General features: G+C 71.9%; 10 protein-coding genes. 4 read left to right on the top strand and 6 right to left on the bottom strand.

Annotated elements, in window-relative coordinates:
• Nucleotides 1-1,063 (bottom strand): RDD family protein (locus E1285_RS38205; RefSeq protein WP_132159482.1); only part of this gene is annotated, 1,063 nt, incomplete at its 3' end.
• A 91-nt stretch (nucleotides 1,064-1,154) separates the two neighbouring features.
• Here E1285_RS38205 and E1285_RS38200 point away from each other — a divergent pair.
• Nucleotides 1,155-2,150 carry a stage II sporulation protein M gene (locus tag E1285_RS38200; RefSeq protein WP_132159481.1) on the top strand — a complete coding sequence of 332 codons (996 nt, stop codon included), beginning with the start codon at nucleotides 1,155-1,157 and terminating at the stop codon, nucleotides 2,148-2,150.
• A gap of 22 nt (nucleotides 2,151-2,172) precedes the next feature.
• Here E1285_RS38200 and E1285_RS38195 read toward each other — a convergent pair whose 3' ends face one another.
• The 5 genes from E1285_RS38195 to E1285_RS38175 form a co-directional block, all read right to left on the bottom strand.
• Nucleotides 2,173-3,465: a DUF58 domain-containing protein gene (locus E1285_RS38195; RefSeq protein ID WP_132159480.1), complete on the bottom strand. Its 1,293-nt coding sequence runs from the start codon at nucleotides 3,463-3,465 to the stop codon at nucleotides 2,173-2,175.
• Complete coding sequence (locus E1285_RS38190; RefSeq protein WP_243723342.1) at nucleotides 3,465-4,433, bottom strand: MoxR family ATPase; 969 nt, start codon at nucleotides 4,431-4,433, stop codon at nucleotides 3,465-3,467. The genes E1285_RS38195 and E1285_RS38190 overlap by 1 nt, the downstream gene beginning before the upstream one ends.
• Before the next feature lie 74 nt (nucleotides 4,434-4,507).
• On the bottom strand, nucleotides 4,508-5,764 hold the full coding sequence (locus E1285_RS38185) for a DUF4350 domain-containing protein (protein ID WP_207947120.1): 1,257 nt from the start codon (nucleotides 5,762-5,764) through the stop codon (nucleotides 4,508-4,510).
• Entirely contained in the window at nucleotides 5,758-6,447 is a 690-nt protein-coding gene (locus tag E1285_RS38180) for a DUF4129 domain-containing protein (RefSeq protein ID WP_132159478.1), read from the bottom strand. The genes E1285_RS38185 and E1285_RS38180 overlap by 7 nt, the downstream gene beginning before the upstream one ends.
• Complete coding sequence (locus E1285_RS38175) at nucleotides 6,444-7,544, bottom strand: hypothetical protein (RefSeq protein WP_132159477.1); 1,101 nt, start codon at nucleotides 7,542-7,544, stop codon at nucleotides 6,444-6,446. Before E1285_RS38175 ends, E1285_RS38180 begins: the two co-directional genes overlap by 4 nt.
• Nucleotides 7,545-7,982: 438 nt before the next feature.
• On the opposite strand from E1285_RS38175, the gene mtrA reads away from it, so the two are divergent.
• From mtrA to E1285_RS38160, 3 genes are all read left to right on the top strand, one after another.
• On the top strand, nucleotides 7,983-8,660 hold the full coding sequence (gene mtrA, locus E1285_RS38170; RefSeq protein WP_132159476.1) for an MtrAB system response regulator MtrA: 678 nt from the start codon (nucleotides 7,983-7,985) through the stop codon (nucleotides 8,658-8,660).
• 181 nt (nucleotides 8,661-8,841) lie between these two features.
• A complete protein-coding gene (mtrB, locus tag E1285_RS38165) occupies nucleotides 8,842-10,467 on the top strand; it encodes an MtrAB system histidine kinase MtrB (RefSeq protein ID WP_243723341.1) in 1,626 nt (541 codons plus the stop codon).
• Nucleotides 10,464-12,232, top strand: a 1,769-nt coding sequence (locus E1285_RS38160; RefSeq protein WP_132159474.1) for an LpqB family beta-propeller domain-containing protein, incomplete at its 3' end; no start/stop codon positions are given. The genes mtrB and E1285_RS38160, both read left to right, overlap by 4 nt.

The raw sequence follows: 12,232 nt of genomic DNA, 5'->3' as shown, positions 1-12,232 counted from the left end.
GGTGGCCGGGCCGGGGGCCGGCCTGCGGGTACGGGCCGTTCGGGGGCGGTCCGCCTGCGGGGTACTGGCCCGTTGGGTAAGGGCCGTCAGCGGGTGGACGAGGGGCGTTCAGGACGTCCTGGTACGGCCCCGCGCCGTAGTTGGGCGGAGGCAGGAACTGCGGCTGCCCCGGAGCGGGAGTGCTGAACGGCGGCGGCGCGGGCGGGCCCTGCCGCGCGGGGCCGGGCGGCGGATGCCCGGCCATCGCCATCGCGGGCGCGGGGGCCGCGGCCGGGACCCAGGACGTCCAGCCGAGGCGCTGCAAGCGGCGTGCCCGGCGCTGGGCCAGCCGCCACTCCTCGCGGTGCCGCCGCTCGGCGAGGACGGCCGAAAGCAGGATCTCTGGGCGCACCCCATGCGGCGGCGGCGGGCTCACCACCTCGGTGACCTGCGACGCGATCCGCTGCCCCAGCGAGTCGCGGAACTCCGGCAGCAGCTCCCAGAAGCGCGACAGGTACTGCCGGGCCGTCATCGCCAGCTCGTCCGACAGCATCGACAGCTCCAGCGAGCGGGCCCACCAGGCGAGCTGCGGCGGCATGACCGCCACGGGCCGCACGAACACCGACTGGCCCCGCTCCTGGATGACGATCGTCCCGGCGAACAGGTCGCCGAGCCGCTTGCCGCGCCGGTTGCAGAACGAGGTGATCAGCGCGGGCGAGCCGTAGAGCGTCCAGAACTCGATGAAGCCGGCCAGCGCCCGGACCAGGGCCTGCCGGAACCGGATCGGCCCGCCGTCGTCGGAGACGACGCGGAGCCCGACGGCCATCTTGCCCAGCGTCCGGCCCCGCGACAGCGTCTCGAACACGCACGGGTACCCGACCACCACGGCGACGACGGCGAGCAGCGTCAGCCCGACCGTCCACGCGTCGTCGGCGACGAACGCCGTCATCGCCGTCACGTAGACGGCGAGGTTGACCAGCACCAGCTGGAAGATCAGGTCGAGCAGTATGGCGCAGCCACGGCTGGCCAGGCGCGCGACCCGGATGTCGAGCGCGACGGCCTCGCCGGTGACGAGTTCGGCCATGTCCTGATCCTCCGATTGCCCGGGGCCTGGGCGATTGCCGGGGCAGAGTCTATTTTGCCGGTTCGACAGGAGAAGACGTTAGTCTCCCCGGGTGGACGTTGACGCCTATGTGGCCGCGCATAACGCCGAGTGGCAGCGACTTGAGTGGCTCATCAACCGCGGCCGCCGGCTGACGGGTGCGGAGGCCGACGAGCTGGTCGAGCTCTATCAGCGGACCGCGACGCATCTGTCGGTCGTCCGGTCGAGTTCGCCCGACCCCCAGCTCGTGGGACGGCTGTCCTCGCTCGTGGCGCGGGGCCGGGCGGCGGTGGCCGGCGCGCAGGCGCCGCTCTGGCGGGACGTCACCCGGTTCGCGACGGTGTCGTTCCCGGCGGTCGCCTACCGGATGCGGTGGTGGTGGCTCGGTTGCGCCGTCCTGGGCAACCTGGTGTCGCTGGCTCTGGCGATCTGGGTCGTGCAGAGCCCCGAGGTGCAGGCGAGCGTCGGGACACCGGACGAGATCCGCGACCTCGTCGAGAACGACTTCGCGAACTACTACACCGAGCATTCGGCGGCGTCGTTCGCGTTCCAGGTATGGGTCAACAACGCCTGGGTGTCGGCGGTCGCGCTGATATTCGGCATCCTGCTCGGCATCCCCACGGTCTACGTCCTGCTGCTGAACCAGGTCAACCTCGGTATCACCGGCGGCCTGATGTTCGCCTACGGCAAGGGCGACGTGTTCTTCGGGCTGATCCTCCCGCACGGCCTCCTCGAACTCACCGCCGTCTACCTCGCCTGCGCCGGCGGCCTGAAACTCGGCTGGACGATCATCGATCCGGGGCGGCGCAGCCGCGGCCAGGCCCTCGCCGAGGAGGGGCGAGCCGCCGTCAGCATCGCCATCGGCCTCATCGCGGTGCTGCTGGTGTCCGGCCTCATCGAGGGCTTCGTCACCGGCTGGGTCCACATCACGTGGCTGCGCATCGGGATCGGCGTCGTCGCCGAGGTCGCGTTCCTCGCCTACGTCTTCGTCCTCGGCCGCCGCGCGACCCGCCAGGGCGAAACCGGCGACACCGACCTCCGCCCGGACATGGCCCCGGTATCCGGATGAACCGGCCTCGACCCGCAAGGAACTACAACCGCCCTGCTGCTTTCAGCGCCAAGTAGGCGTCGGCGAGGGCGGGGGCTATCTCCTCTGGTGGGGCGTCCACGACCTCGACGCCGTGGCCGCGCAGTTCGGCGGTGAGGCGGCGGCGGTCGGCGCGGGCTCGTTCGGCGGCGGCCGCGTCGTACACGGACGCGAGGTCGCCGCGTCCCGCCGCCATCTCCCCGACGCGCGGATCCGACACCGCGGCGATCATGACGAGGTGCCGGGAGGTGAGCTGCGGCAGCAGCGGCAGCAGGCCCTCCTCCATGGCGGCGGTGTTCAGCTCGGTGAGCAGGACGACCAGGCAGCGCTGCCGGACCCGCGCCATCAGCGTCGACACCATCCCGGCGGCGTCGCTCTCGATCAGCTCCGGCTCCAGCGGCGCGAGGGCGTGCACCATCGCGGGCAGCAGGTCCGTGCGGGACGCGCCCTCGACGCGGGCACGGACGCGCCGGTCGTAGGCGAGCATGTCGACGCGGTCGCCGGCGCGGGACGCGAGGGCGCCGAGGAGCAGCGCCGCGTCCATCGAGCAGTCGAGCCGGGGGATGTCGCCGACGCGGCCCGCGGCCGTGCGGCCGGTGTCGAGCACCATGTAGATCCGCCGGTCGCGTTCGGGGCGCCAGGTCCGGACGACGACGTCGCCACGGCGCGCGGTGGCCCGCCAGTCGATGGAGCGGACGTCGTCGCCGTCCACGTACTCGCGCAGGGAGTCGAACTCGGTCCCCTGCCCGCGGATCAGGGCGATGTGCGCGCCGGTCAGTTCCCGCAGCCGCGCGAGCTTGGCGGGAAGGTGGCGGCGCGACGGGAACGCCGGGAGGGCGCGGACCGTCCAGGGGGCGGGACGTGAAAGCTGCCGCGCGGCCAGCCCGAGCGGTCCGACAGAGCGCACCACGACCGTGACGGCCTTCCGGTCGCCGCGGCGGGTCGGCGTCAGCGTCATCTCGATGCGGCGTCGTTCACCGGCGGGGACGTCCACCTTGACCATGCGGGGCGTGGCGCCCGCACTGGGCGGCCACACGTCCCTCAAGCGTGCTTTCAAGCGGCGCCGTCCGAGGTTCTCCACGATCAGCGACACCTGGGCCGTCTCACCGAGACGGACGTTCTTGTCGCCCGTGCGGTGGAAACGCAAGGCCCGCACGTTCCCGGCCAAGGCGAGGTCGGCGGCGACGCCGAGCAGCAGGACGCCCCACACCGCGAGCAGCGCCCACCAGCTCGGCGCGAACAGCGGGACGAGCGCGCCGAGCAGCGCCAGCAGCCCCAGGCGTCCGGTCAGCGCCATCAGCGCGGGGCGGGGACGTGGGCGAGGATGCCCTCCAGCACGCCGTCGGCCGTCGCGCCCTCCAACTCCGCCTCGGGACGAAGCTGGACACGGTGCCGCAGCGTCGGCCGGGCCAGCGCCTTCACATCGTCCGGCGTCACGTAGTCGCGGCCCGACAGCCACGCCCACGCGCGGGACGTGGCCAGCAGTGCCGTCGCGCCACGCGGGGACACGCCCAGCTGGAGCGACGGGGACTGCCGGGTGGCGCGGCACAGGTCCACGACGTAGGCGGCGACTTTGGGGTCGAGGTGGACGGCCCTGACGGCGGCCCGGCCGGCGGCCAGTTCGCTCGCGCCCGCGACGGCCTGCACCTCCGACAGGTCACGCGGGTCGAAACCGGCCGCGTGCCGCTGCACCATGGCGATCTCCTCGTCCCGGGTGGGGACGGGCACGGTCAGCTTGACCAGGAACCGGTCGAGCTGGGCCTCGGGCAGAGGGTAGGTGCCCTCGTACTCGATCGGGTTCTGCGTCGCGCACACCACGAACGGGTCGGGCAGAGCGCGCGCGGAGCCCTCCACCGAAACCTGCCGCTCCTCCATGGCCTCCAGGAGGGAAGCCTGCGTCTTCGGCGGCGTCCGGTTGATCTCGTCCGCGAGCAGGAGGTTGGTGAAGACGGGACCCTCGCGGAAATCGAACTCCGCGGTGCGGTTGTCGTACACCAGCGATCCGGTCACGTCACCGGGCATCAGGTCAGGGGTGAACTGGACGCGCTTGAAGTCCAGGTCGAGTGCGCGTGACAGCGTCTTGATGAGCAGCGTCTTCGCCGTGCCGGGGACGCCCTCAAGCAGCACGTGGCCGCGGCAGAGCAACGCGATGACCAGACCGGTCACCACGGAGTCCTGGCCGACGACCGTCTTGGCGACCTCACCGCGCAGCGCCGTGAGCGCCGCACGGGCCGTCTCGGCCTGGCGCCGCGCCTCCTCGGAGATCCCGCTCGGCGGAGTATTGCCGAAGGCGCCCGCGCCGCCGGGCACGTCGTCCTTCCCGAGCTCTACTGGGTGGTTCAAGACTGGCGTACCTGCCTTTCCAGGTCGTCGAGGACGTCGCTGAGGGCGATGAGCCCCGCGTCGTCCAAAGGTTCAGGACCGTACAGGGCCGCGCCGACGTACGTCTCGTCGTAGGGGGTACGGCGGGCGACCGCCGTGACGACCTCCTGCACGGCGGACGGGTCCTGCGCGCTGCTGCGGGGGAGCCCGAGCAGCGGGACGAGACGTTCGCGCGCCCCCGAGCGCAGCGCGTCCGAGGCGCGGTCACGGGCGTGCCCCGCACGGTAGAGGCGGGAGCGTCCCTCGACCGTCTCGGCCGAGCGCACGACGACCGGCAGCGCCTCCGCCACGACCGGGCCGAGGCGGCGCCCCCGCCACAGGGCGACCAGGAGCACCGCGACCACGAGTTGGAGGAGGAACAGCTTGACGCCGAACGGGAGCAGGTCACTGAGCGACTGCTGTCCAGCCCCTGAGCCGCCCTCCGGTATGTCGGGGACCAGCCACACCACTGAGGAGCCGGGGTCGCCCCCGTTCGGGGCGAGCAGGTTCATGGCGAGCGCGGCGTTGCCCTCCTCGGTGAGGCGCCGGTTCGTCAGCGGCGAGGCAGAGCCCAGCACGGTGACGGTCTTCCCGGTGTACTGCACCTGGACGACCCTGGGGCTGCCGTACTCGGTCTTGTAACACGTCGTCACCGAGCCCGTCGCGGAGGGCGTCACCTCATAGGTCTCGGACTCGTGCAGCGCGACGGAGCCCGCGAGCGTGGCGCCTCGCAGCGAACAGCCCGGTTCGGTGGCGTCCTCGAAGGTCGGGCCGTCCTTGCGCACCCGCGGCGCCAGGTCGGACAGGGCGAACGACGTGGGCCGGACGAGCAGCAGATCGACCTGCGCGTCGGCCAGCCGCGTCAGTTCCTCCCCGGTGAGCCGCTCGGTGCGGGTCACCACCATGACGGTCCCGGGCCCGGACTTGCCGACGGCGTCGTCGGCGTCCCTGGCCACGGTCACCGGTGTCCCGTTCTGGCGGACGATCTCCGCGAGCGCGCGGCCGCCGTCCTGCTTCGGCGACGTCGGATCGAGCGCCTGCGGCGAGGTCGAGGGCCGCAGCGCGGCCAGGATCACGGCGATCACGACCATCGCGAGGAGCACCGCGACCACCCCGCGGGCCGACCGCCAGCGGCGCCCGGCCACCTGCCGCGCGGACGGCTCCGCGCCCTGGCCGCCCGGCCCGCCGTTCTGCCCTGTCTGCGCGCCCGGGGGCGGCGGCGTCCGCGTCACCATCGCGGGCCTCCGTCCTCGCCGGCCCCCGCGAGCGTGAGGTCGTCGTCCACCAGCGGCTTCGGCCGCGCGGCGCGCAGCCTCTCGTCGAGCTCCTTCATCCGCGCGTATCCGTCGGCGGTGCCGGGACGGTCGCCGTACCAGACGTCGTCGAAGATCCGCACGCCGGTGCGCAGGTCGCCGGCCAGCTCGGGCACGGCCTCGCCCGCCTCGGCGGCCAGCTCGTCGGCGGTACGTCCCGGACGCGCCGACAGCACCGCCCGCTCCTCCAGGTCGCGGGCCACGGCGCGGAGCCGCTCCCGGATCGCCTCGGCCCACCGCCCGGCCTCGGCGAGCCGTTCCGCCGCGTCCCTGTGGTCGAGCGCCGTGGACGGCTCGTCCCCGAGCAGCGGGTCCTGCCGGGAGCGCGGGTTCCCGCGGCCCCGCATCAGCCACGCGACCAGCGCGACCGCGACGATCGCGATGAGGACGATGACGATGACCGACACCCAGCCGCTCCCGCTGCCCTGCGACTCGGGACGGGCCGTCTGGCTGAACAGGTCCTGCAGCCATTCGGAGAAGCCGTCCCAGGCGCGTTCCAGCCAGGACGGCTCGTCCCGCTGGTAGATCTGCTTGTCCAGCTCCCGGCGGGCCATCTCACGGGCGTCGTCGCGGCCGACGGGATCGAGTGCCCCGAACACGGTCATGGGTATGCCCCCGTCCCCGGACGCACCCGTTGCGGGCCCGTCCGCCACAGGTCGACGAAATCCTCCTCGCGGGCCGTGCCGTCCGCCGGCGTGCCGTCCGCGGCCGGGCCTTCGCCTCCGGCGCTACCCGCCGATGGAGTGGACGGGGAACGTCCCCTGGTGCGCAGGTCCAGGTCGAAGCCCTCGCGGCGCATCCGCCGGTCCATGTAGAGCAACGCGATCACACCGGCGTTGAACGGCAGCACCACCGACCAGCTGACGATGCGCCCGACCGTGTCCACGGCCAGCGCGCCGATCGTCGAATCACCGCCAGAAGAGTCACCGAAGAAAATCAGCTGCACGAACAGGAACGGGATCCGCAGCGCGAAGAAGCCCATGAAAACGGTTATGAGCAAAGCCAGTAGAAGCGTCCCGCACGTTCTGAACCAGCGCCCCTTGGACAGGGTCACCGCGCGGCGAAGCGCACCACCGACGGTCTGCCGTTCCAGGACGACCGCTGGGACGGCCAGGACGTACAGGAGGTAAAGCCACACCATCAGCCCGATGCCGATGGGGAAACCGAAAATGCCTGCGACCACGGCGACGCCGGGATCGGCGTCGGCGGCGATCAACAGGAAGAACGGAACGAGGGGCAGGACCAGCGCGCCCAGCGAGATCCCCATGACGGCCGCGGCGGTGGCGGCCAGCCGGCCGATCCTCGGACGCGCGTCCCGCCACGCCTGCCTGGGCGCGATCGGCATGCCCACCAGCTCGCGGCCCAGAATCGGCGCCAGCAGCCCCGCCAGCAGCAGGATCCCGCAGGCCGACAGCACGAGCCCCAGCATCGTCAGCGTGAGCTGCGCGCCGAGCGATTCCAGGAGCACGTCCGGAGTGACCTCGTCGCGGGCCTCGTCGCCGACGAAGAAGTACGCGACGATCGAGCTCGTCACCTGGATCACCGTGCTGATCGCGACCGAGAGCCCGAGCGACGTGCGCGGACGCCGCCGGATACCGGCGATCGCGCCGTCCAGCATCTCCGAGATGGACATGGGGCGGAAGGGGACGCCCTGCCCGTCGAGGGCGTCCACGTCGTCGTCCCGGCCGTCCGGTCCCGGCATCTCGGCTCCTGCGATCTCCGTCGAGAGTCTGCCCGGTCGGCCCCCGGGCCCCCTCCGGGCCCGCCGCGACCACCGGTCAGGTCATCCTGTCACGGGCAAGGTGCCGCGAATGCCGTCACCGGGCCGCAGCGTGCCGATCCGGGACACTACCGGCTTTGGCGGACGCCGAATTCCGCATGTCCGGCCAGGTCTTGCGCGGGTTTCGGGAGCCGCCCCTACAATTCCGTGCCGTCCCTCGGATCCCGGGAGAGCCATGTACGACGCAAACGCGGGTAACCTTGCACGCCAAGGCATATCTCTCCCTGGCGAGGTGGGGCCGGAGCATCGCGCCGCCGAGTACTTCTCGTCCGGCGTCTCGCGGGAGCCGGCGTCCGCCGGCCCTGGTGAGGATGAAGAGCACTCACTCCACCGAACCCCGACTTTGTGACGATGAGGGCCATGAGAGGACGTGTACTGGTCGTCGACGACGACCTCGCGCTCGCCGAGATGCTCGGCATCGTGCTGAGGGGCGAGGGCTTCGAACCTTCGTTCGTCCACGACGGCGACAAGGCGCTCGAGGCGTTCCGGGAGACCCGGCCGGACCTCGTGCTGCTCGACCTGATGCTGCCCGGGGCGGACGGCATCGACGTCTGCCGCCAGATCCGCGCCGAGTCCGGCGTGCCGATCGTCATGCTGACCGCGAAGAGCGACACCGTGGACGTCGTCCTCGGCCTGGAGTCGGGTGCCGACGACTACATCGTCAAGCCGTTCAAGCCCAAGGAGCTGGTGGCGCGCGTACGCGCCCGCCTGCGGCGCACCGACGAGCCCGCACCGGAGACCCTGCAGATCGGCGACATCGCCATCGACGTCGCCGGCCACTCGGTCAAGCGCGGCGACCGGCACATCCCGCTGACCCCGCTGGAGTTCGACCTCCTCGTCGCCCTGGCCCGCAAGCCGCGCCAGGTGTTCACCCGCGAGGTCCTGCTGGAGCAGGTCTGGGGCTACCGGCACGCCGCCGACACACGCCTGGTGAACGTGCACGTGCAGCGACTCCGCGCCAAGATCGAAAGGGACCCGGAACGCCCCGAGATCGTCGTCACCGTGCGCGGCGTCGGTTACAAGGCGGGGCCCGCCTGACCGGCGCGGTCCCGACCCGCCGCCACCCCGCACCGGCGTACATCCCGGCCAGACCTAGCTCGACCCGACATATCTCGATCCGACGTATCCCCCGTGGCGCGCCGATGACCGTCCAGCATTCCCCCGGAAACCCGCGCTCTCGCGGGCCGAACCGCTTCGCGGGCCTCTCATGAACGCCGAGATGAAGAGGGCGAAGCGGTTCGTCCGGCGTGCCCTGGGCGCCGTCCAGCGCAGCCTGCGGGGGGCCGTCCGCAGCGGGTACACGCGCTGGCGCCGGTCGATCCAGGTCCGCGTCGTCACGTCCACGCTGTTCATTTCGGCGATCGTGGTGGCGATCCTGGGCGCGTTCCTGATGCAGCAGGTGTCGTCCGCTCTGATGGACGCGAAGATCAAGGCGGCGCGCCTCCAGCTGGACGACGGCCTGGCGCAGGTACAGCGCGATCTGGGCAACTCGCCAGGAGACGACAGCAGGCTCAACACCACGATCGACCGGCTGAGGGCCCGTAGCGGCCCGTCCGGGCTGTACGAGGTCTACATCCGCGACACGACGGAGCAGTACTTCGACGGGTACACGACCAACGAACTGCGTCAGGAGAGCGTCCCGCCGCGGCTTCGCGAGGAGCTGAAGAACGCGCCCGGGGGCACTCGCGCCTACACCTACGGGGAGCTGTCCTACGTCGGCGACCGCCCGTCCGAGAGCGGCCTCATCGTGGGAGGCAAGACCGGCCAGTTCGAGCTGTACTACCTGTTCCCCCTGGGGGAGGAACAGCGGACGCTGACCGTTGTGGGGCGGTCCATGGCCGGTGTCGGCATCGTCCTGGTGCTGCTCTTGGCCGCGATCGCCTCGCTGGTGACGCGCCAGGTCGTCATACCGGTGCGGCTTGCCGCCCAGGGGGCGCAGAGGCTCGCCGCGGGACGGCTGGAAGAGCGCATGAAGGTCCGCGGTGAGGACGATCTGGCGCGTCTCGCCCGCTCGTTCAACGAGATGGCCGCGAACCTGCAAGAGAAGATCCTCGAACTGGAAGACCTCTCCCAGGTGCAGCGCCAGTTCGTCTCCGACGTGTCCCATGAACTGCGCACGCCCCTGACCACCATCAGGATCGCCGCGGACATGCTCTACGAGAACCGCGACAGTTTCGGCGACCCGTCCGTGGGGCGGTCCGCGGAACTGCTGCAGAGCCAGCTGGAGCGGTTCGAGTCCCTACTGGCCGACCTCCTTGAGATCAGCCGGCACGACGCGGGCGCGGCGACACTGGACGCCGAGTCCCTCGACATGCGCGACCTCGTCCTGCGCGTGGTGGGCGACATCCAGGGACTGTCGGAACGCAAGGGCAGCAAGGTCGTCCTGCAACTGCCCGGGGAGCCGTGCATGGCCGAGGTCGACCGGCGCCGCGTCGAACGCATCCTGCGCAACCTGCTCGTCAACGCCGTCGAGCACGGCGACGGTGAGGACATCATCGTGTCCGTCGGCGCCGACCGTGACGCCGTGGCGGTCTCCGTCCGCGACCACGGGGTCGGCCTCAAGCCGGGGGAGGGGCAGATGGTCTTCGACCGCTTCTGGCGCGCCGATCCCGCCCGCGCCCGCACCACCGGCGGCACCGGTCTGGGCCTGTCGATCTCCCGGGAGGACGCGCAACTGCACGGCGGATGGCTGCAGGCGTGGGGAGAGGCCGGTGTGGGCTCCCAGTTCCGCCTCTCGCTGCCGCGCGTGTCCGGGGCCGAACTCCGGGGCTCGCCGCTCCCGCTCGTCCCTCCAGGGGCCGGTGACGCCCGTCCGCTGTTCGCGGAGCTGGAGGTCCAGGAATGACCAAGCGGATCACGGGCCTCCTCGCGGTCGCCGCCCTCCTGCTGGGCGGAGCCGGGTGCGCGAACGTGCCGAGCGGCGGGCAGGTCGTGGCGGGCGAACCCGCCGAACGCTCCGAACGCGTCGACGACGCGTACGTCCGCCTGATCCCGGTGGAGCCGCGCCCCGAATGGGGGCCGGCCCAGATCGTCTCCGGATTCCTCGCGGCGTCCGCGAGCTTCGACGACAACCACAAGGTCGCCAAGCACTACCTCAGCAGGCAGAACTCCTGGAATCCGGGCCTGCGGCCCTCCGTGACCGTTCTGGCGGGCCGCATCACCGACCCGCAGGTCATCAAGTCGTCCGACGGTCAGGCCACGGTAAGGATCACCGGCGAGGAGCTCGGCACCATCGCCTCCGACGGGCAGTACACCGCGTCCCCGAAGGAACTCGACGCCACGTTCCAGCTCGCCAAGACCCAGCAGGGCCTCTGGCGCATCACCAGCGTGCCCGGCGACGGGAAGTCCGCGCTGCTGCTCACCAAGGACGACGTCGAACGCGCCATGCGGACCGTCAACCTGTTCTACTTCGCGCCGGACAGGCACACGCTCGTCCCCAACGGCATATCTCTGCCGGTCGTCAACCGGCAGCAGTTGCCGACCCAGCTCGTCCACGCTCTGCTGACCGGCCCGACATCCTGGCTGAAGGGCGCTGTGCAGACCGCCTTTCCCGAGGGGACCCGCCTGAGGCGCGGCGTCCAGGTCGACAAGGACGTCGCCACGGTGGACCTCACCAAGGAGGCACGCCACGGCAACGTCGAGCGGATGTCGGCGCAACTCAGCTGGACCATGCGGCAGCTCTCAGAGATCAAGCGGTGGCGGCTGCAGATCGACGGCGAGACCGTCACACCCGACGGCATGGAGTCCACCCAGCCGGTGCACGCCTGGGAGGCCAACTCCCCGGACGGGCGGGTCTCGCATGACGAGACCCACCAGAACGCCTACGTCGTCGGGCCGTCCGGCTTCATCGGGACCCTGGAGAGCGACCGTGCCCAGCCGGTCGTGACCGGCGCGGCCGGCAGCATGTCCCACCCGGCCGTCGCCCCCGACTACCAGGAGTTCGCCGGTCTGAGCGCCGGGGCCGACCAGGTCCTCGTCGCCGCCCCCGTCACCGGAACGCCCGCCCCCCGCGTCCTGCTGAACGCGCGGAAGGGGGCCCGCTTCACCGCCCCGTCCTGGAGCCGCGACGGCACGCTCTGGGTCGTGGAGAGCAAGGATGACGAGTCCTGGCTCTGGGTGCGTCCCCGGGGCAAGCCGCCCGTGCGCGCCGCGCACTGGGGCCTCGGCGGCCGCGAGGTCCTGGAGTTCCGCGTCGCCCGGGACGGCGTCCGCGCCGCCGTCATCGCCCGCGTCGACGGACGGCCCCAGATCCAGATCGGCCGCATCGCCCACGCCGAGGACGGCTCCGTGGACGTCGGCTCGTTCCTGCCCGTGAGCTCGGAACTGCAGGACGCCGTCGACGTCGCCTGGCGCGACTACAGCACCCTCGCCGTCCTCGGGCGCGCCAAGCGCGACTCGCAGACCCTGCCGTTCCTGATGCCGATCAGCGGCAGCGCCATCACGTCCCTCGGCGTTGGCTCCCTGGGCGAGCCGCGCACGATCGCCGCCGCCCCCGGCGCCCCGATCCTCATCGGCACCCGGTCGTCGGGCAAGGACCAGATCTGCCGCCAGCGTTCCCCGAGCAACTCCTACAGCCCCTGGATCTGCCCCACCCCGGCCAAGGACCCCAG

This window comes from Actinomadura sp. 7K507 (assembly GCF_004348425.1).
Taxonomy (GTDB): domain Bacteria; phylum Actinomycetota; class Actinomycetes; order Streptosporangiales; family Streptosporangiaceae; genus Spirillospora.
The sequence above is the reverse complement of the archived record's forward strand: the minus strand, read 5'-3'. Positions and strand labels throughout refer to the sequence as shown.

What these genes read in the sequence shown, in the direction of transcription:
- E1285_RS38185 (WP_207947120.1), bottom strand. Translation starts at nt 5,764, where the DNA reads ATGGTGACGCGGACGCCGCCGCCCCCGGGCGCGCAGACAGGGCAGAAC.
- mtrA (WP_132159476.1), top strand. Translation starts at nt 7,983, where the DNA reads ATGAGAGGACGTGTACTGGTCGTCGACGACGACCTCGCGCTCGCCGAG.
- E1285_RS38180 (WP_132159478.1), bottom strand. Translation starts at nt 6,447, where the DNA reads ATGACCGTGTTCGGGGCACTCGATCCCGTCGGCCGCGACGACGCCCGT.
- E1285_RS38175 (WP_132159477.1), bottom strand. Translation starts at nt 7,544, where the DNA reads ATGCCGGGACCGGACGGCCGGGACGACGACGTGGACGCCCTCGACGGG.
- E1285_RS38195 (WP_132159480.1), bottom strand. Translation starts at nt 3,465, where the DNA reads ATGGCGCTGACCGGACGCCTGGGGCTGCTGGCGCTGCTCGGCGCGCTC.
- mtrB (WP_243723341.1), top strand. Translation starts at nt 8,842, where the DNA reads ATGAAGAGGGCGAAGCGGTTCGTCCGGCGTGCCCTGGGCGCCGTCCAG.